This window comes from Thermostichus sp. MS-CIW-38, from assembly GCF_054058415.1.
The window spans coordinates 83,915-102,168 of the sequence record NZ_JBSSAH010000003.1 but is presented as its reverse complement, the minus strand read 5'-3'; the positions used below and the strand labels follow the sequence as shown (position 1 = coordinate 102,168).

The 18,254-nt window shown below is 59.8% G+C and carries 16 protein-coding genes; 10 read left to right on the top strand and 6 right to left on the bottom strand.

Annotated features, from left to right (window positions below; genetic code table 11):
- The first annotated feature begins 27 nt into the window (after nucleotides 1–27).
- From treS to ACVWXZ_RS02075, 3 genes are all read left to right on the top strand, one after another.
- Entirely contained in the window at nucleotides 28–3,489 is a 3,462-nt protein-coding gene (treS, locus tag ACVWXZ_RS02085) for a maltose alpha-D-glucosyltransferase (RefSeq protein ID WP_457482092.1), read from the top strand.
- A 47-nt stretch (nucleotides 3,490–3,536) separates the two neighbouring features.
- Nucleotides 3,537–4,004, top strand: coding sequence for an SOS response-associated peptidase (locus tag ACVWXZ_RS02080; RefSeq protein ID WP_457482083.1), 468 nt, complete (start codon nucleotides 3,537–3,539; stop codon nucleotides 4,002–4,004).
- A gap of 223 nt (nucleotides 4,005–4,227) precedes the next feature.
- Entirely contained in the window at nucleotides 4,228–4,563 is a 336-nt protein-coding gene (locus tag ACVWXZ_RS02075) for an SOS response-associated peptidase family protein (protein WP_457402304.1), read from the top strand.
- Here the strand turns inward: ACVWXZ_RS02075 and dprA are convergent.
- On the bottom strand, nucleotides 4,502–5,659 hold the full coding sequence (dprA, locus tag ACVWXZ_RS02070) for a DNA-processing protein DprA (RefSeq protein ID WP_457482082.1): 1,158 nt from the start codon (nucleotides 5,657–5,659) through the stop codon (nucleotides 4,502–4,504). The genes ACVWXZ_RS02075 and dprA overlap by 62 nt on opposite strands.
- Before the next feature lie 142 nt (nucleotides 5,660–5,801).
- Here dprA and ACVWXZ_RS02065 point away from each other — a divergent pair, with 142 nt between their 5' ends.
- Nucleotides 5,802–5,993, top strand: a complete 192-nt coding sequence (locus tag ACVWXZ_RS02065) for a hypothetical protein (protein ID WP_457402308.1) — start codon at nucleotides 5,802–5,804, stop codon at nucleotides 5,991–5,993.
- Nucleotides 5,986–7,440, top strand: coding sequence for a sodium:solute symporter family protein (locus ACVWXZ_RS02060; protein ID WP_457482081.1), 1,455 nt, complete (start codon nucleotides 5,986–5,988; stop codon nucleotides 7,438–7,440). Before ACVWXZ_RS02065 ends, ACVWXZ_RS02060 begins: the two co-directional genes overlap by 8 nt.
- A gap of 24 nt (nucleotides 7,441–7,464) precedes the next feature.
- Here ACVWXZ_RS02060 and ACVWXZ_RS02055 read toward each other — a convergent pair whose 3' ends face one another.
- Both ACVWXZ_RS02055 and clpS read right to left on the bottom strand, forming a co-directional pair.
- On the bottom strand, nucleotides 7,465–8,289 hold the full coding sequence (locus ACVWXZ_RS02055) for a CPBP family intramembrane glutamic endopeptidase (protein WP_457402311.1): 825 nt from the start codon (nucleotides 8,287–8,289) through the stop codon (nucleotides 7,465–7,467).
- 15 nt (nucleotides 8,290–8,304) lie between these two features.
- The gene (gene clpS, locus ACVWXZ_RS02050; RefSeq protein WP_099812808.1) at nucleotides 8,305–8,586 is read right to left on the bottom strand and encodes an ATP-dependent Clp protease adapter ClpS; all 282 of its coding nucleotides are present in this window, start codon (nucleotides 8,584–8,586) and stop codon (nucleotides 8,305–8,307) included.
- 283 nt (nucleotides 8,587–8,869) lie between these two features.
- Here clpS and ACVWXZ_RS02045 point away from each other — a divergent pair, with 283 nt between their 5' ends.
- The 3 genes from ACVWXZ_RS02045 (at nucleotide 8,870) to ACVWXZ_RS02035 (ending at nucleotide 10,191) form a co-directional block, all read left to right on the top strand.
- A complete protein-coding gene (locus ACVWXZ_RS02045; protein ID WP_457402314.1) occupies nucleotides 8,870–9,490 on the top strand; it encodes a PhoD-like phosphatase N-terminal domain-containing protein in 621 nt (206 codons plus the stop codon).
- Complete coding sequence (locus tag ACVWXZ_RS02040) at nucleotides 9,468–9,590, top strand: hypothetical protein (RefSeq protein WP_457402316.1); 123 nt, start codon at nucleotides 9,468–9,470, stop codon at nucleotides 9,588–9,590. The genes ACVWXZ_RS02045 and ACVWXZ_RS02040 overlap by 23 nt, the downstream gene beginning before the upstream one ends.
- A 241-nt stretch (nucleotides 9,591–9,831) precedes the next feature.
- Entirely contained in the window at nucleotides 9,832–10,191 is a 360-nt protein-coding gene (locus tag ACVWXZ_RS02035) for a hypothetical protein (protein ID WP_099812809.1), read from the top strand.
- Between the two features lie 55 nt (nucleotides 10,192–10,246).
- Here ACVWXZ_RS02035 and ACVWXZ_RS02030 read toward each other — a convergent pair whose 3' ends face one another.
- From ACVWXZ_RS02030 to ACVWXZ_RS02020, 3 genes are all read right to left on the bottom strand, one after another.
- On the bottom strand, nucleotides 10,247–12,412 hold the full coding sequence (locus ACVWXZ_RS02030) for a glycosyltransferase (protein ID WP_457402317.1): 2,166 nt from the start codon (nucleotides 12,410–12,412) through the stop codon (nucleotides 10,247–10,249).
- Nucleotides 12,413–12,632: 220 nt separating this feature from the next.
- Nucleotides 12,633–14,570 carry a cellulose biosynthesis cyclic di-GMP-binding regulatory protein BcsB gene (locus ACVWXZ_RS02025; RefSeq protein ID WP_457402319.1) on the bottom strand — a complete coding sequence of 646 codons (1,938 nt, stop codon included), beginning with the start codon at nucleotides 14,568–14,570 and terminating at the stop codon, nucleotides 12,633–12,635.
- Between the two features lie 148 nt (nucleotides 14,571–14,718).
- Nucleotides 14,719–15,120, bottom strand: coding sequence for a cupin domain-containing protein (locus ACVWXZ_RS02020; RefSeq protein ID WP_414412749.1), 402 nt, complete (start codon nucleotides 15,118–15,120; stop codon nucleotides 14,719–14,721).
- A gap of 294 nt (nucleotides 15,121–15,414) precedes the next feature.
- On the opposite strand from ACVWXZ_RS02020, the gene ACVWXZ_RS02015 reads away from it, so the two are divergent.
- Nucleotides 15,415–17,055, top strand: coding sequence for a hypothetical protein (locus ACVWXZ_RS02015; RefSeq protein ID WP_457402320.1), 1,641 nt, complete (start codon nucleotides 15,415–15,417; stop codon nucleotides 17,053–17,055).
- A complete protein-coding gene (locus ACVWXZ_RS02010; RefSeq protein WP_457402321.1) occupies nucleotides 17,052–18,182 on the top strand; it encodes a hypothetical protein in 1,131 nt (376 codons plus the stop codon). The genes ACVWXZ_RS02015 and ACVWXZ_RS02010 overlap by 4 nt, the downstream gene beginning before the upstream one ends.
- Nucleotides 18,183–18,254 lie beyond the last annotated feature (72 nt).

Below are 18,254 nucleotides of genomic sequence, written 5' to 3'. Positions count from 1 at the left end.
GTCTCTGTTGCCGACATGACCGACATGATGATCCGAGCCCCTCTGCGCAGCCTCATCTCCCCCCTCACCCACGACCCCCTTTGGTACAAAGATGCAATCATCTACGAGCTGCCGGCACGGGCCTTTTTCGACAGCGACGGCGATGGCGTGGGCGACTTCCAGGGCCTGACCGAAAAGCTGGACTACTTGCAAGAACTGGGGATTACAGCCGTCTGGCTGCTGCCGTTTTTCCCCTCGCCTTTAAAAGATGACGGCTACGACGTTTCTGACTTTACCAGTGTTCACCCTGACTTGGGCACCCTAGAGGACTTCAAGATCTTTCTGGAGGCTGCCCATAAGCGGGGGATCCGCGTCATCATTGAGCTCATCCTCAACCACACTTCGGATCAGCACCCCTGGTTTCAGCGGGCCAGACGAGCTGCCCCCGGCACCCCCGAGCGGGACTTTTACGTTTGGAGCGATACCCCCGAAAAGTACAAAGAGGCCCGCATTATCTTTCAAGACTTTGAAGCCTCCAACTGGACCTGGGATTCAGCGGCCAAGGCCTACTACTGGCACCGCTTTTACTCCCACCAGCCAGATCTCAACTACGACAACCCCGCCGTACAAAAAGCCATGTTCGAGGTGGTGGACTTTTGGCTGAGCTTGGGGGTAGATGGCATGCGGCTGGACGCGGTGCCTTATCTCTACGAGCGGGAGGGCACCACCTGCGAGAGCCTACCGGAGACCCATGCCTTTCTCAAGGCTCTGCGCCGACACATTGACCAAAGGTATCCTGGCCGCATGCTGCTGGCGGAGGCCAACCAGTGGCCAGAAGATGCTGTGGCCTACTTCGGCGATGGGGACGAGTGCCACATGGAGTTCCACTTTCCCCTCATGCCACGGCTGTTTATGGCCATCCAGATGGAGGATCGCTTCCCCATCATTGACATCCTGCAACAAACCCCTCCCATTCCTGAAACCTGCCAGTGGGCCCTCTTCCTGCGCAACCACGACGAGCTCACCCTGGAGATGGTCACTGACGAGGAGCGGGACTACATGTACCAGGTGTACGCCAAGGATCCCAACGCGCGGGTGAACCTGGGGATCCGCCGCCGCTTGGCCCCCCTGCTGGGCAACAGCCGCCGCCGCATCGAGCTGATGAACAGCCTGCTGTTTTCTCTGCCCGGCACGCCGGTCATCTACTACGGGGACGAGATCGGCATGGGGGACAACATCTACCTGGGGGATCGCAATAGCGTGCGCACCCCCATGCAGTGGAGCGCCGACCGCAACGCCGGCTTTTCGCGGGCCAACCCTCAGAAGCTCTACCTGCCCATCGTCATCGACGCCGAGTACCACTACGAAGCTGTCAATGTGGAGGCGCAGCGAAACAACCCCCATTCCCTGTGGTGGACCATGAAGCGGCTCATCGCCGTGCGCAAGCGATTCCAAGCTTTTGGCCGCGGCTCCTTTGAGCTGCTCCACCCAGAAAACCGCAAGGTGCTTGCCTTTGTGCGAGCCTACCGCGGCGAGCGCATCTTGGTGGTGGCCAATCTCTCCCGCTACGCCCAGTGGGTGGGGCTGGATCTATCGCCGTGGGAAGGATTGATCCCGGTGGAGATCTTTGGCCACACCGAGTTTCCCCCTATTGGGCGACTGCCCTATTTCCTAACGCTAGGCCCCCATTCCTTTTACTGGTTTTCCCTTGAGCCCAAAACGGAGACCATCCACCTCAGCCCCAGCAAAGCGGAGGAGCAGGAACGCCTGGTCCCTCTGGTTGTTCAAAGTGGTAGTCCTCTGGTTGTTCAAAGTGGTAGTTGGGACAGTCTCTTGCAAGGGGAAAGCCAAAAGCAGCTGGAGGCAGTCTTGGCGGACTACCTCTACCGCTGTCGTTGGTTTGGCTCCCAAAACCGCCAGCTCCAGGCGATCCATATCCTGCAGGCTATCCCCTGCCGCCGAGAAGAGGAGTCCTTGCTGGGCAGCCAGATCTTGCTTCTCCAGGCCGAGTTTATCGAGGGCGATACGCAGCTCTACTCTCTCCTTGTGGGCTATGCCACCCAAGAAGCAGCCGTACACCTGCGCCTAGAGATGCCCCAGGCGGTCATCCTCCCTGTGCAAGTGGTCGGAGGGCCGGCGGGAGTAATTTTCAACGCTCTGGCTGACAAAAGCTTCTTGCTGCGGCTGCTGCAGCTAATTGCCCAGCAGGGCCGCCTGCGTCACCGTCAGGGAGAGCTCTGGGCCACTAGCTTTGCTGCCCTTGAGCATGACCTGGAACCCCGCCTCCTCAAGGCGGAGCAGAGCTACACCTCCGTTGTCTATGGCAACCACTACCTCCTCAAGCTCTACCACCGGGTGGCCGAGGGGGTAAACCCAGAGCTGGAGATAGGCCGCTACCTGCTGGAGCACCATCCCCAGGTGCGCGTGCCGCGGCTGCTGGGATCCCTGGAGTATCGCCGTCGTCGCGGGGCCCGTGGGTTTGATCCCGCCGATCAGCCCATTACCCTGGCCATTTTGCAGGAGTACATCCCCAACGAGGGAGATGCCTGGCACTACACCCTGGACAGCCTGGGGCAATTTTTTGAGGCGGTGCTGGTTCACTACCAAGAGGTGGATCCCGTGCCCGTGCCGCAGGGATCCTTCTTGGAGCTTTCCCAACAGCCCTTGCCGGAGCTGGCCTACGCCACCATCGGCAGCTACCTAGAATCGGTGCGGATCTTGGCCAAGCGCACCGCCGAGCTGCACATCGCCCTGGCTGCCGCTCGCGTCAGCGGGACGGAGTCCTTTACGGAGAACAAAGACTTTGCCCCAGAGCCTTTCTCCAGCCTGTACCAGCGCTCCGTTTACCAGTCCATGCGCAACTTGGTGGGGCAGGTGTTTCCGCTGCTGTTCGCGTCAGCGGGACGGAGTCCTTATAAGCAGCTCCCCAAGCTGCCGGAAGCAGAGGCCAACTTGGCTCGGGCTGTTTGCGACCAAGAAGGGGAAATCATGAGCCGCTTCCGCCTGATCCTGGAGCGGAAGATCACCGCCCTGCGTACCCGCTGCCACGGGGATTATCACCTGGGCCAGGTGCTGTTTACCGGCAAAGACTTTGTCATCATCGACTTTGAAGGGGAGCCGGCCCGCTCTTTGGGCGAACGGCGTCTCAAGCGTTGCCCCTTACGGGATGTGGCGGGGATGCTGCGATCCTTCCACTATGCTGTCCACACAGCTTTGCGCCAGCAACTGGAGAGCGGCTTGGTCTGCGCCGACCACTGCCCCGACATGATGCGGTGGGCCCAGTTTTGGCACCGCTGGGTCTGCGCGGGCTTTTTGGCCGAATATCTGCAGGTGGCTTCCCAAGCGGCTTTTTTGCCCCGCAGCCTGCAAGAGATAGAGGTGTTGTTGGACGCCTATCTGCTGGAAAAAGCCATTTACGAGCTGGGCTATGAGTTGAACCACCGCCCCGAGTGGGTGGAGATTCCCCTGCGCGGGATCTTGCAACTGCTGGGCATTTCCACCAAGGTTTAGGGGATCCTGTCGGCAGGCCATTTGGGGTGAGCGACTGGGGGACAAACATGTGTGGACGGTTTAGCCTGGCAGTGGCCCCAGAAGTGCTGATGCAGCATTTCGGCTTGCCGGCGGCAGCCCAAGAAAGGGCAGCTGTCCCCCGGTATAACATCGCTCCTTCTCAGCCGGTGCTGGCGGTGGTGGCGGGATCCCTTCAGCGCGAGGCAACCCATTTTCGCTGGGGCTTGATCCCCGCTTGGAGCCGAGCTCCTCAGGCCGGCTGGATCAATGCCCGAGCTGAGACAGTAGCTGAGAAGCCTTCTTTCCGCGAAGCTTTCCGCCGTCGTCGCTGCTTGATCCCGGCCGATGGTTTCTACGAGTGGGCCGACTCAGGTACGGCCAAGAAGGGCAGACAACCCTACTGGTTTCACCTGCTGGATCGACCGGTATTTGCCTTTGCCGGCATTTGGGAACGCTGGCGCAGTCCAGAGGGGGTGGAGCATGCCTCTAACCCCCAAAACCCTGAACTTTGCTGAATTTACTGAGCTTTAGGCGGTTTGGCAAAAGTCATTGAGAGGGATATAGTAGACCAAGTTTCCCCCTGATCCTTGAGTCCACCGCAACGGTTGCCGGGAAGTGAAGGGGGAAAGCGCTCGGGGGGTATTCCTCAGGGCTTTGCGGGATACCGCCTTCCTGCTCAGAGATAGGCAGGATGCGATCGCTTCTTTCCTGAACCATGTTCAGGAGAGTTCAGCGTGAATGTATCAGGTGGAAACCTGTGCCATCCTCAACACTGCCGCCAACCGTCTGATGCAGCTTTTTCACGAGCGGATGCCCGTGATTTTGACGGAAAACGACTACGACCTCTGGCTGGATCCCCAGGTGCAGGATCCCAAGCTGCTGTTGCCCTTGCTCCGCCCCTACCCAGCAGAAGCCATGGCGGCTTATCCGGTCAGCACCTATGTGAACAACCCCCGCCACGAGGATCCCGCTTGCCGTGCTCCTATCGGAGAAGCAGTGCAGGGATCCAGCCTCAGCGAGCCCGCTGGTAGCGCATCCCCGGCAGTTGTACCAGCCAGCCTTCCAATTCCATAAGCAGCAGGGTACTGGAAAGGGTGGCAATATCCATCTGGCTAGCCTGGGCCAGGGCATCGAGGCTGAGGATGCCCTCCCCTAGCAGCTGCCAGAGCAGTTGCTGTTGGGGATCGCTGGGGCCAGTGGATGAGGGCTGCTTTAGCACAGGGGATCCCTGGAGGAGGCCCAAGTCTTTCAACAGCTCCTCGATCCCCAGGATCATGCCCGCGCCACTGCGGATGAGCTGCAGGCAGCCACGGGCCGCCGCCGTGTCGATGTTCCCCGGCAGGGCATACACTTCCCGACCGTAGTGGTTGGCCAGGTGAGCAGTAATTAGCGCTCCCGAGGTTTCCGGAGCCTCCATCACCAAAGTGGCGCGGCAGAGGCCGGCAATGATGCGGTTGCGCTGGGGAAAATGCTCCTTGGCCGGTGGCGTGCCGGGGGGATATTCGCTGAGGATGGCCCCTTGGGCCAGGATGCGCCGGTAGAGAGCTTGATGGTGAGCTGGGTAAACTTTGTCCACCCCCGTTCCCACCACGGCCACCGTCTTGCCGCCGGCATCCAGACAGGCCTGGTGGGCAATGCCGTCGATCCCCGTTGCCAGCCCCGAGACCACCACACAGCCAGCTTCCGCCAGGGCAGCGCTGACTTTCTGGGTCCACTGTCGACCGTAGGCCGTAGGGGCGCGGGTGCCGACGATGGCAATAGCCGGCTGTTGCCAATTGGGACATTCTCCTAGGACATAGAGAATGGGCGGGGGATCTGGCACCTCCCACAGCAGCGGCGGATAGTCCGGATCTGCAGGCGTGAGAAAGGGGATCCCCGCTTTGAGGGTTTCCTCCAGGATCTGCTCGGGATCAAGGCCAGGACGGGCAGAGACAATAGCCTGGGCCAGGGTGGGGCCAATGCCTTCCACCTGCCGCAGGGCCGGGGCATCCGCTTGCCAAGCCCGCTCCAGGGATCCAAAAAACTCCGCCAGCCGCTTGAGCCGGTGGGGGCCAATCCCTTTGATGCGGGCCCAAGCTAGCCAGTAGGGCCGCTCCCGTTCTTCATGGCCTGGCCCACGGGAAGGCTCCCTCTTGCCAACAGGATCTGAAGGGGAAAGGGGAAAAGACAATTTAGCTCTGCGCAGTAGTGGCCGTATCTTACTTAAATGATTGGCAAAAGGAACGCTTGGCAAAAAAGCAGGAGATGGGTAGATGTCAGGGTTGGATCCCGCCGGTAACCTTCAAGGATCAAGGCAGCTGCGGTTTGGGCGGATGCGCCAAGCTTGGGTGTGGGGGGCCTATCCCCTGCTGTGGCTGTTGACCTGGGTGGGATCCCGCTCGGCCCAGCCCCAGTTTTTGGGGATCCCGGCCTGGCATTGGCTGGCGGGATTGGCTGTCCTGCTGTTGGTACCTCTTAACTTCTACATTGTGCGCGTTTGCTGGCCGAGAGGCGGAGATGAGTAACACGGTTTTGAGTCTGGGTGTGGTGGGGGCATACTTGCTGCTGCTGGCGGCCATTGGCTTCTGGAGCTATCGCCACAGCGGCCGGGATCCGGTGAGCTATTTTTTGGCAGGGCGGGGGTTGGGATCCCTGGCTCTAACTTTGACGACGCTGGCCACCTTGCTCAGCGCCTTTACCTTCATTGGGGTGCCGGCAGATGCCTATACCCACGGCCTAGGGATCTTCCTGGGGGTGGGAGTGACCACCGCCCTCATTTCGGGGCTGTTTTTGTGGGTGGGCTACCGGGTATGGCTAGCAGCCCAACACTTTGGCTTCATCACCCCTTCGGAGTTCTTCGGCCATCGTTTTCAAAGCCCCCTGTTGGCGTTGTTGTATTGCCTGAGCGCTTTGGTGTTTACAGCCCCCTACATCAGCATCCAGATCATTGGCGGAGCCCGCACCCTGGCGGCGGTGTTGGGGGAGGGGATCCCCTACTGGCCCTTGGCGGTGGTGGTGGCGCTGGTGATCTTGGGGTATGTGCTCTTTGGCGGATCCCAGGCGGTGGTCTGGACGGACGTGGTGCAGGGGATCATCCTGATTTTGGGGATGGGGGTGGCCTTTGTTGCCCTAGCCTTGGGGGTGGGCCAGGAGGCTGCCGGGCAGTTGGATCCCTGGCTGAGCTTGCCCGGCCCCAATGGGCGCTGGAGCTGGCAGGGGCTATTTGGCAACCAGTTGCTGTTTTTCATGGCCACGCCCCTTTTCCCGCAATTTTTCCAGCGCTTCTACATGGCCAAAAGTGCCCGGCCCTTCCAGACCCTGATGGTAGTCTGGCCGCTGCTGATTCTGCTGGTCTTTTTCCCAGCAGCTCTTCTTGGGGTTTGGGGCCGCCTGGCTTTTCCCAGCCTGGAGAAAACGGATCAGATTATGCCCCTGATGTTGCAAACCCTGCCCAGCGGCGTAGCAGCGGTGGTGATTACGGCGGCCCTGGCTGCTCTCATGTCTACAGCTGACTCCCAGCTTCTCACCGCCAGCTCCCTAGTGACGCGGGATCTGGTGGTTACCTTCTTCAGGCGCCAGCTTTCCCCCCACCAAGAAGAGTTGCTAGGCCGCTGGGTGGTGCTGGGGATCGGCCTAGCTTCCTTTGTGATTGCTCTTAACCCGCCGGGGCTGATTGTGGAGATTGCCACCTGGAGCTTTCAGGGCAACGCCATGCTGTTCCCTGTCTTAATTGCCGGCCTGTACTGGAAGCGGGCTACCCGCGCCGGGGCAGTAGCCGGGGCCCTCGTCTCCAGCGGCCTTACCCTAGGGTGGCTAGCGGGCCTGTTGCCGCGGGCTTGGACAGGAGGCTGGTTACCCGTAATCCCGGCAGTGGTGATCGGCAGTGGGGTGTTAATTGGCGTAAGCTTGCTTACCCAGCCGCCCAAGGAGCAGGTGACCGCCTACTACGAGGAAGGGCCTTGGGGAGAGTAGGTTATTCTTTATCGATCAGCTCAATCAACGCTTTTCCAGGTCTGCCGGTAGCCAGCCAGCTTGAGCCAGGCCGTTGAGAAATGCGAAAGTCCCTCCCAGGAACAGCAAGCCCATCAGGCCCGCCAAGGGGTTGCCACCAATCCCCGTTAGCCACGCTGGCGCCCTGCCGGTGTAGTCTATCCAGGCCAAGTTGTTGACCCAGGCCATGCCCCATACCCAACCCGCGTGCAGCCCTAGGCTAAGGCCCAGCTTGTTTTGGTTCCAGACCCTCGCCTGCACCAGCAGCAGCCCCATCAGCCACAGTCCGGGAAATTGCGGCCAGGTGGCGAGAATCTCAGGCAAAGGCTTCAGGAAATGGGCCATAGCAAACAGGAAGCTGGATCCCCACACCGCAGTGCTGCAACCGTAGTCCAGCAGCATCTCCTGCAGCAGCCAGCCGCGAAAAAACAGCTCCTCCGCCAGCGCCACCCCCAAGCCCAAAAGCAACCCCAGCAACCCATAGACCAGCAGGGATCCCCCTCCTACCGCCCTCCAACTCAGCCAACCCAGGGATCCCTCCAGGCCCAAAAGCAAGAAAAGCCCCCCGACCCCGATCCCCAGGCCCCACAGGATCCCGCCTCGGCAAGGCCAACTGCCATCCAGTCCATAGGCGGCAAACCCGGATCCCCACACCCATAGCCAGGCTAGCAGCAGGGCATACAGGAGCAGCCACAGGTACTCCCGTCGTTCAGGAAGAAGCCAACTCCCCAGCCCGAGCAACGGCAGCCAGGCTAGGAGGGGGATCCCCAAAAACAGCAACAGCCGCAGCGGCAAGGGCAAAGCCTTGAGTTTTGCAATCAGCAGGCCCACCCCAACCGCTCCTGCTTAGCGTTCCGGCTCAATGGAGCTGGTGAGGCCGTGCTGACGCAACTGTTCGCAGTAAAACTCCGCGTGCTCCCGCGGCACCACGATCACCACAGCAACACCGTTGTTGTGGGCCTCTAGCATGATCTCAGTGGCTTGCGGCGGCATCATCGCCGGGATCACCTTCACCAGCACCTGCACCACGTACTCCATGGTGTTGACATCGTCGTTGTGCAGCAACACCCGGTACATGGGCATGTGCTTTGGGGTTACAGAAGGCTTGACCAGGGTCTCTGTAGCCACAACGATCCCTCCTTCGGCAGGGTCAAAAGAAGTCTAAGGAACGCAAAACCGCAAAAATGGGGCAAAAGCAGGAAAAACTGTAATGAAATTTTAGCCTTCTCAGCAAGCTCTGTGAAAAGGCCGTGGGGAACCTGGGCGCAGGGGTCAGAGCCGTTAAACCAACCCTAACCCAGCCTTCACCTGCCCACAACCTCAGCTTGGGGGCAAAAGTGCTTGACTAAAAAGGCGATTGGCCTTTGTTGCGGATCCCTTTACATTTGCCTGCGTCCCTGAGGTGGGCCCTATGAGTTCCCTGAGTTCCCGTCGCTTTTTCCTGCAGTTGCTGATGTTTGGAGGTGGGGCAGCTGCCCTGGCTGCCTGTGGGGGCACCTCCAGTTCCTCCATTCCCCCCCTGGGAGAGCCCGGGTTCCCTCAAGGGGTATTTGCCGGGGATCCCACCTCGGAAGGGGCGGTGCTTTCCACGCGGGTGATCCCGGCCAGTGCAACAGACACGGTTGCGGTGACGTTGCAGGTGGCTGAGAATTCCGAGTTCAACCCCATTTCGCAACAAGTTTCGCTTACTGCTCGCCGTGTGGCGGGCCGCAACTACCGCACTGAGCCAGGCGACTACATTGCTCGTGCCGTCGTCACCGGCTTGAGGCCAGCGCAGCGCTACTTCTACCGGTTTGTCAGCGAGGGGTTTACCAGCCCTGTAGGCCAGTTTCGCACCCTGCCAGCTCCTGGGGATGGACGACCCATTCGCTTCTTACACATCAGTTGTGCCAACGAGCCTCCCTTTCCTAATTGTGAACGGCTTTTTGGCACCGGTGAACCCGACCAATCCGCAAGTGAGCGGGATCCCAGGGGTAACCACAGGCAACCTGCGCTTTTTGGAGCTGGCGGTGCCCAACTACAACGTTATTGAAGTGTCCGGCAGCCGCTGCACCATTCAAATCAAAGGCCCCGCCGGCAATGTCTTGACGGATCCCTTGGGGCGACGCGGGGAACTGAGCTTGCCACAATAAAACCACAATAAAGAAGTCGGCTCAACCGATGAGCCAGCTGCGCCGGATTGTCAATCAGAATTAAGGGATCCCTGCTTCGGTTGGGATCCCTTTTTTGTATCCCTTTTTCGCGATTTTTAACGTGGGATCCTTAACGTGATCTGGATCATTCGGGAAAGACGGATCCGGGTGCTAGAGTGTGGGCGTTGAGGTGGATCCCTGTAGAAAATCTATCTCCGTTTTTCAGTAGGAGGGCAGTCTTATGGCTTCGGTGCGGGGCTGGTTGGTGGCAAGCTTAATAGGAGCGGCCACAGTTATCGGGGGCGCTGCCGCCTGGGCTCAGAGCCGTAGTTTGTGGCTTCTTAATGGACAATCGACCGTAGTTACAGGCTATTTCTACCGAGGTGAAAACATCTGGGCGCAGTGCGACCAGGATTGCTTCGATGTGGATCTGGTGCTTTACGATGCCAGCGGTCAGGTGGTGGCTGCAGACGAACTGTTGGACGATTTCCCCATCGTGCAGGCGCCCTACGAGGGCAACTTTTCTGTCAAGGTGATCATGGCTAGCTGTCTCCACCCCAGTGGTTGTGCTGTGATCGTAGACTCGGACTACAGCTTCTAGAAGGGTGCTGGCTGTCCTCACTTCGCTGCTACTGCTTAGGAACTCAGTCCGTAGCCTAGGCTGCTTTGTGAGCAGCTTCCTGGACTTTGGCGTGGGTAAACTTGCTCAGGCCGTGGATGGTCTTTTCCCAGTAGAAGGGCTTGGTAAAGAGCTGCCACAGGGCCATGTAAGCTGCCATAGAGTGCAGTTGCCAGTAGATGGGGTTGAGCAGGGCATAGAAGGCCAGATCGTAGTACCCTCGCCGGAAAACGGCCACCAAGTTGAGGTAAATCCCAATGGCATTGCCCACCAGGAGGTTAAACAAGCCCAGATAAACCAGCCAACTGGGAAATAGGTTTTGCAGCCAATGGGCGCGGGTGAGCAGCCAGTAAATAAACAGCAGCCACATGATGGGGCTGGTGAGAAAGGTAAAGAAGCTGCCGCCAATAAAAAACTGGTAAGACAGCCAGTTCTTCAGGCCCAGCTTGCGCAACGAGCGCAGGGGGTTGCGGTTGTGCACCAGCCAAGTTTGCATGTAGCCCTTGATCCAGCGGGAGCGCTGCCGGATCCAGTTTTTAACAGCGCAGTTGGCCTCTTCATAAGTGGTGGAGTTGATCACCCCCACCGTATAGCCGTGCTGGCTGGCGCGGATGCCTAGATCTGCGTCTTCGGTGACGTTAAAGGGATCCCATCCCTGCAGCTCCCGCAGGCGGTCAGTGCGAAAGTGGTTGCTGGTGCCACCCAGGGGGATGGGCATTCTGAGAGTTTCCAAACCCGGCAGCAGATAGTCGAACCAATAGGAATACTCCAAGGTAAACATGCGGGTGAGGAAGTTCTCGTTGCGGTTGAAATAGTTGAGGGCGGCCTGGACGCAGACCAAGCTGGGATCCCCTTTTCGGAAGGCAATGACTGCTTTTTTGAGTTGGTCTGGATCCGGAATGTCTTCAGCGTCGTAGATGGTGAGGTATTCGCCACGGGCAAAGGCCAGGCCGTAGTTGCAGGCTTTGGGTTTGGTCTTGGGCTTGCTATCTGGCACGATGAGCAGGCGCACGTAGCGGGGGGGCTTGGCAGCCCGGGCCGCCTCAATGGTGGCGCGGTCGTTTTCTTCTAGCAAGATGAGCACATCTAAGCGCTCATGGGGGTAATCCAGCTTGGAGAGAGACTTGATCAAAATCGGCATTACTTCCGGTTCTTTGTAGACCGGCACCAGGATGGTATAGATAGGCAAGTCGCGATCATCCAAAGCGGCTACTTCCTCATCGGTAATCTGGTGGAAGCGATCGGCGGATCCCACTAGGCTGAGCAGCAGTTTGAACAGGATCGAAGCGACGTAAAAAAGATTGATCAGCAGCACCAAAATGGTCAGAGTCGTCCAGGGAGCAGTGGCCAACCCCAATAGAAATAGCAGCAGCAGGCCGTAGCCCACTGCAATCTGAGAAGGAGTAAACACCCGCGAGGCCGATTCCTCCGGCAGGCGGGCCATGAGCTTGTACACCGCCTCTTGGCTGAAGCGGGATCCCTGGTCTTGGCTGAGCAGTTGCGTGATATCCTGCTCGGTGCCCAGCACCTTTTCAATCCGCAAGCCTGGCCGCCAGCTGTAGAGCAGCTCATCCACCGCCCAGTCCAGGGGGTCATTGACCATCACTGTAAGGGTGTGCTCATCCGTCCAGCTCAAGGGGTAGAAGAGGTGGCGCATCATCACCTCGGGATCAAACTGCCGGCTCAGGCTCTCGTCGCGGTGGAGCAGCCCTGTCCCCATTAGTTCTGAGACAGCGGGGTAGCCCAGCAAATGGGCTAGGATGCTGAGATACTCGGGGGTGGAGAGGTAGCTCAGCCGGGTCAGCACCTGCCCCAGGCTGGAGCCGGTGCGGCGGCGGATCTCCAAAGCCTGCTGCCACTGCTCTAAGGTAAGACGGCTGCCCAGCAGCTCGGCGGCCAGCTTGCGCTCAAGGATGACCGTCAGGATCTGCTTTTCAGTGGCTGGGATCTCCCAGAGTTTTTCTGCTTCCGGGCACAGGTGTTTCACAGACTGCCAAATGGCGGGGAAGCCCGGCTCTTCTGTGGCCACCACAACAGTTTGCGGGTCGAGCCAGCCACAGGGCAAAAAGCGCACCGGCACCAAATCAATAGGCTCAATCAGCCAAGGCAGCTCTGGATCTAGGGAGTGCTTGAGCAGCCAGTCTCTCAGCCTAGGCCGGTCCAGAATCTGGCGACACAAGTTGACAAACTTGCCCGGGTGCATGACTCGCAAGCTCCAAAGAGCCCTAGGCAAGGAGCAACTAGCTGCTTCGCGATACTCCTCAGCCTCAGCCAATTGCTGCCGGGTAAGGTAGCCCGTGCGCAAAAGCGAGGATTTGAGGGACTGGAGCATGGAGCGTGGCTGGAAACCCTATTCGCGCAAGTGGGACGGAGTCCTTGCTTGACTCAAGTCTGGTTTAACCGGAAGTCCTCTGCCAACCCCCCTAGGAAAGGGTGGGCGACTCAGGGCGGCGGGCCAAGCGTTGGTAGGTATTCCAGGCTCCTACTGCCAGCAAAAGGGCCAGCAGCAGCACTAACCAATAGCGGTATTGCCACAACAAAAGCTGCCAACTGAAGCGACCGGGGTAGCGCACTCGATAGCCTGCCGGCGTGAGATCCCAGCTTTGCACTTGGGTGAGATCGGGGGCAGCGGCATAGGCGGTGAGCACGTTTCCCTGTAGCTGGTTGGCCAGGCGGGTGCGCGGATCGGCAAGGCCGCGGCTGAGGCGCTCTGCCAAAGCCGGGTCAGATCCCCACCAGGAAAGCCAAAGGTTCGGCTTACCTTTCAGGAGAAAGTACTGCAAAAGGCCGAGGTTTTCTTGAGGCTGAGCGGCCAAGGCCACCTGCTGGTTGAGGGGATTGATGATTTCAAACTGGGATCCCAGCCGGATGGGGCTATTAAGCTCCACCTGATCTGGCCCAGCCACGATCACCTGCCAGGCAAAGTTCCCCGTCTCCAGGTTGGCTTCCTCTTTGGGCAAAACCTCAAGGGTGGGCAGCAGGGGTCGGGCAGCCAGCCGGCTGAGGGCACCGACCAGGTAGGCGGCAGCCGGCAGCAGTTGGGGATCCCCCAGCCCAACCCGTCCGGATCCCTGCAGCACCGCCGGGATCTCCTGCAGCTCGCCGCTAGGGGCTTGGTAGCCGCTCCAGAGAAGGCCAGAGCTATCGGAACGCACTTGCAAAGTCAGCGGGGTCAGGGATCCCTGGCAATTACCGGGGCTGGCCCCGTAATCAAAGCGCAGCTCCAGTTGGTTGAAGCGGCGCAGCAGGCGGGTGGGGAGGGGGATGGTCTCGTTGAGCTGGGTGCGGCCCGTTAGGTTGTAGGTGCGCAACAGAACGCCATTCAAGAACACGTAGCTGGTGAGGCGATCCCCCACTCGGCCATCGACCGGGTTCATGATCACATCCAGTTGCGCCGCCAGATCCCGCGGTCGTCCCCCTAATTGGGACAGGCTGAAGTTGAAGACCAAAGACTGGCTGCCAAACCCCCGCAACATGGGATCCACGATCCCCAGCTCTCGCAGGCTGAGGCGGTTGGCCCTGAGCGCTCTCTCCAGATCCGCCACCCTTGTCACCTGGATGCCGCGGCTGACCAGCCCCGCCCGCTTCCATTCTTCATAGAGAGCAAGAATAGCTTCCCGGCGGGCGGCCACTCGCAGTCGGGATCCCTCTGGGGTAATTTGATGCTGCAAGTGGGGGGTGAAATTGGCCGGCTCTAAGATCACCTGTGCCCCCTGCTTCGGACGGTTGCTCCACAGGATGGGCGTTTGCGGAAACAGGTGAGAAAGGAGGCTGTACAGCCACAGAGCTGCTTCCGCCGTCTCAGAGGAAGGATTGGCCGGCACTACCAAAGTAACCTGAGGATACAGCCGGCCCAGAAAACCGGCCACCGTGGCATCAGGAACGAGGGGCGCCAGCTCAAAGAAACTATCCCGCCCCACCGTCAGCAGCAGGTTGCCGGTATTCAAGTCGGCACAGATGTCGTCGGTAATGCTCAGGAAAGGCTGCACCGACAAGGTGATAAAGCGCTCGCCAGCGGCCAAGCTGGGGATGGGCACTCGCACCACCGGCTCCTGCCGCAGATCTTGCACCAGGAAGATACCCGCCAGCTCGTCATTGATCAGCACCCGCACCGTGGACGTAGGTTTCAACACCGGCGAGGGATCCAGGCGCAACTGCACAAAGCTGGCCTCAGGGTCAACACCGTTCAGGGGGGCAGGGATCCCGATATCTAGACGCGGGTTAGCTCCTTGCAGCAGCACCGAGCGGTCGTAGCCCAGCCTTTGCAGAGAAATGACTTCCGCTGCCTGGGCAGCCGTTGGCCCGCAACACCAAAGCAAACCGGCAACCCACAAAGCCCACTGCCTTGCCTTCTGCGTCACCTTGACCCCCTCTTGCTTATCCCTCACTTGTCTAGTGCAGGCAAGCCCCTTGGCCCACCTGACCCAAGTTTGCCCGACATGCAGAAATCTGTAAGCTTTCGGGGGTCTTTACGCACAAACCGTAGATTCGGATGCCCAGGGGATCCCTTTACTGGCGGGCGTAGTCATCCTCAAAGCGCACAATGTCGTCCTCCCCGAGATATTCCCCGTTTTGCACCTCGATCAACACCAAGGGAAGGGTGCCGGGGTTTTCCAGGCGGTGCTTGGTGCAGGGGGGAATGTAAGTGGACTCGTTGGAGCTCAGCAGCATCACCTCTTCTCCACGGGTCACTTTCGCTGTGCCCCTGACCACGATCCAGTGCTCGCTGCGGTGGTAGTGCATCTGCAGGCTGAGCCGATGGCCAGGCTTCACCTCGATGCGCTTGATCTTGTACATCGGGCCTTCATCCAAAACCCAGAAGGATCCCCAGGGACGGGTCTCTGCTTGAGAGGGTACCAGCTCAAGCGCTGGAACTGCTGCATCATTCACGTCCCGCACAGCCTGCAACATAAGATCATGTCCTTGCAAAGTCGTCCCCATCCTCTCTCAGAATCCGAGAACACCTCATCGACAATATGGCTGAATTGGCCTACGCCAAAACTCGTAGATAAAGTCTCTCAGGCCAGGGAATGCTAATCTAGCCCTGTGTCCAGTGCCTAGACACGTCAGCCCATCCCCACGCCCTACTTGAGACATGTTCTCATTAACACTAAATAGCTCTTGAGGCTCGATTGGCGATTTAACCAGTTACCCTCCAATTAATCTCCAATTAATTCTAAATTCTTGAAGCTACTGAAGTAACCCATGTTTCTCAACAGGCTCAGGGCTTTCTTGCGGCTCTTCGGGTCTACCGGGATCCTGTTTCTGCTGCTGGCTAGCCTTCTGTGGGGTTTGAAGGAAGGCTGGAGCTGGGTGAGCTTGGAGATGCAGTTTCTTGGCTATAAGGGATCCGTGGCGGTTTTGGGGCCGGATCCGCGCCTGCCCATTGTGGGCACCACCTTTCCTCCCTTGCTGGTGCTGGCTACGGCCATTCTGGGACGATCCCCGCTGTTGCTGCAGACCATCTTGGGCTCTTTGCTGCTGGGCTGGGTGTGGCGGCAGTTACGCCGTTTGCCGGTGGAGGTGGGATGGTGCTGGCTGTGGGGTTTGTTGATGGTGGTGCAGCCGACTTTGATCTTGATGCTGCTGCGCAGCCCCGCTTGGACGGCCACCTCGCTTTTGCTGGGGGTAAACATGGCCTTGTTGTTTCCCCTGGCTGACGAGAAACGAGCAGCGGGGAAGTCAGTGGCGGCAGGGGATGAGCTGCCTATTACCCTGAGGCTGCTGCTCGTTGGGCTGGCGCTGGGGCCCCTGATGGTGCTGCGCTGGGAAAGCGGATGGCTGCTGCCCTGGGCGGGGATGCTGCTGCTGGTGGCCTTTCGCCGAGAAGTCTGGGGGTTTCGCTGGGCCTCGCTGTTGGTGGCCGGCTTTGTCAGCCTAGCCTTGATCCTGAGCTGGCTGTATGTGAATTGGCTGTCGGTAGGGGATCCCTGGGCTTTCACCTACCAGGTGGGCAGCGGTCTGCGGCTGCCGCAATTGCGGGAAGACTTGCAGCAGGCGGGTGGCTGGCGGGGGGTGCTGGAGGCTGGGAAATGGCTGGCGGTGCTGGCCCCTGCCTATCTGCTGTTGGGGCTGGGATCCCTGCTGGGCCGAGGCCCGGGTCGCTGGGTATGGGCTCTGGTCTGGGGGATGCCGCTGGTCATCCTGCTGGCTTCTCTAGGGCAGGGGCTGTTTTTGCGGGAGCTGAGCCGCTTTGGCCTTTTCTGGGTGCCGCTGCCTTTGCTGATGGGCGCCTACTTGTGTCGCGGAGCCGGCCCCGGCTGGGCTAAGCGCCTGTTGATCACTGCCCTCTTGGGGTTGAACTGCCTCACTGCCGGTTATGGGGTGAGCCAAGAGCCGGGTTTCTTCATGCCCCTGGTGGCCGAGGAGCGGGATCTCTGGGAGCGGCTGGTGGCAGGGGTAGTGCCCCTTAGTGGCGAGTTGGAAGCTGCCCAAAACCTGTATGAAGTAACCTCTGCTGGGCAAGCCCTAGAAGACTGGCGGAGGCTGCGGCAGGAAAAGCGCCAGGTTGGGCAGTATCTCTATCGCCACCTGTTGCCCGGACAAAAAGTGCTGGTGGACGACGACATCCACTTTGAGGCTATCTTTTGGGCAAGGGATCCCCGCTCTTTCCTTACTCCTCACCAGTACGAGTTTGCCCTGGCCCTTCAGCATCCCCAGGAAAGGGTGGACTACCTCTTGGTAGCGGGGCTGGCGGATCCCTTGCAGAGCGCCGATCGCATCCTGCAATTTTGGCCTGAGCTCAATTTTGAGGGGCTGCCGGGCTTCAGGGAGGTTTATAGCTCCCCCCAAGTGCGGCTGTGGGCTCGCCAACACCAAGAGGAACCGCAGGAGGAGAGGAGATGAAAAGGAGACGATCCTGGCAGCGGCGACAGGTGCTGCAAGCGGGCGGAGCGCTGCTGGCTGCCTATGGGGTTGCCGGCTGTGGCCAGGAGTTTTTGAGTCAGCAGGGGAGTCGCAGCCCGGAAAATGCCGAGACGGGAAGCATGAACTTGTCAGAGCTGCTGGCCCGCTGGCAGGTGGGCATTGGCGAGGATCCCGGTCGCTTCCTCTGGGAAATCGAGTCGGATCCGCAGGTGGCGGCAGTGGCGCAGGGGTGGGATCCCCATTTCCTGAGCGGCTGGCTGAACAGCTTTGATCACCGCCAGGGGGATCTCTCCTTTTGGCGCAACTGGCACCAGGCCGGGCTTTTGCGGCAGTGGTTTGAGCGGGGCTATACCCTCCACATCATCACCTGGGAAGACGACACCCACCGCCCCTGCGGCGACTATCACATCTCCCCGCAATTTGTGGAGGACGTGGCCGAGCTGGCGGGCTATATTGCCCAAGCCAATCCTCAGGGCCGCCCCACCTACTGGAGCTTGGCTACTGAGTTTTCCTATTGGCGGATCCCAGCAGATACCTACAACGCCGACACTGCTTTCTACTACCAAGCCCTAATGCGCAATGTCCTCACAGCCCGCCAAGCCATCAAGGAGCGGCTGCCGGCAGCCGAAGTAGCCCTGTGCTGGGGGGGCTGGATTGCCACCTTTGACGACCCTTCCCAGGGGGCAGGCCGCAGCATGGTGGAGCCCTTTGCCGAGACTATGAGCCAAATGGACGGGATCGCCTTCCAGTCGATGCGCCAGCGGCGGCCCGGAGAGTTTAATCCAGAGTTGAACGGCCCGGATCCCGGTAACCCGGAGCAGATCCGCCTCTGTTGCCGCCTGTTTTCCCCCATCCACTCCAACCTGATGTTGGCCCACTACGAGCCATCGATTAAGGACAAGCACCCCAGCGGCGGACGGGCCGACACCGTCCATACAGACTTTCAGCTCATGAGCCAGCCGGAGTGGCTGCAGGAAGTGTCTCAACTGGGGCTGCGGCGCTTTTCTCTCATGCACTACGGCCTGTATAAGGGGGATCCCTTCGGAGCGCTGACCGCCGCTCGCCAATTCCGGGCACAGGTGGGCCTACCGGCTGCCACCTCATAGTTAGCAGTCGTTCCAAAGCCGGTTTTGTCCCGGATCTTGGCCCAGAGCTTGATCCTGGGGATACAATCCCCC

Excerpts from the sequence above, each read along its gene's own strand:
- treS (WP_457482092.1), top strand. The coding sequence starts at position 28 with ATGATCCGAGCCCCTCTGCGCAGCCTCATCTCCCCCCTCACCCACGAC.
- ACVWXZ_RS02080 (WP_457482083.1), top strand. The coding sequence starts at position 3,537 with ATGTGTGGACGGTTTAGCCTGGCAGTGGCCCCAGAAGTGCTGATGCAG.
- ACVWXZ_RS02075 (WP_457402304.1), top strand. The coding sequence starts at position 4,228 with ATGTATCAGGTGGAAACCTGTGCCATCCTCAACACTGCCGCCAACCGT.
- ACVWXZ_RS02065 (WP_457402308.1), top strand. The coding sequence starts at position 5,802 with ATGCGCCAAGCTTGGGTGTGGGGGGCCTATCCCCTGCTGTGGCTGTTG.
- ACVWXZ_RS02060 (WP_457482081.1), top strand. The coding sequence starts at position 5,986 with ATGAGTAACACGGTTTTGAGTCTGGGTGTGGTGGGGGCATACTTGCTG.
- ACVWXZ_RS02045 (WP_457402314.1), top strand. The coding sequence starts at position 8,870 with ATGAGTTCCCTGAGTTCCCGTCGCTTTTTCCTGCAGTTGCTGATGTTT.
- ACVWXZ_RS02035 (WP_099812809.1), top strand. The coding sequence starts at position 9,832 with ATGGCTTCGGTGCGGGGCTGGTTGGTGGCAAGCTTAATAGGAGCGGCC.
- ACVWXZ_RS02030 (WP_457402317.1), bottom strand. The coding sequence starts at position 12,412 with ATGCACCCGGGCAAGTTTGTCAACTTGTGTCGCCAGATTCTGGACCGG.
- ACVWXZ_RS02020 (WP_414412749.1), bottom strand. The coding sequence starts at position 15,120 with ATGTTGCAGGCTGTGCGGGACGTGAATGATGCAGCAGTTCCAGCGCTT.
- ACVWXZ_RS02015 (WP_457402320.1), top strand. The coding sequence starts at position 15,415 with ATGTTTCTCAACAGGCTCAGGGCTTTCTTGCGGCTCTTCGGGTCTACC.
- ACVWXZ_RS02010 (WP_457402321.1), top strand. The coding sequence starts at position 17,052 with ATGAAAAGGAGACGATCCTGGCAGCGGCGACAGGTGCTGCAAGCGGGC.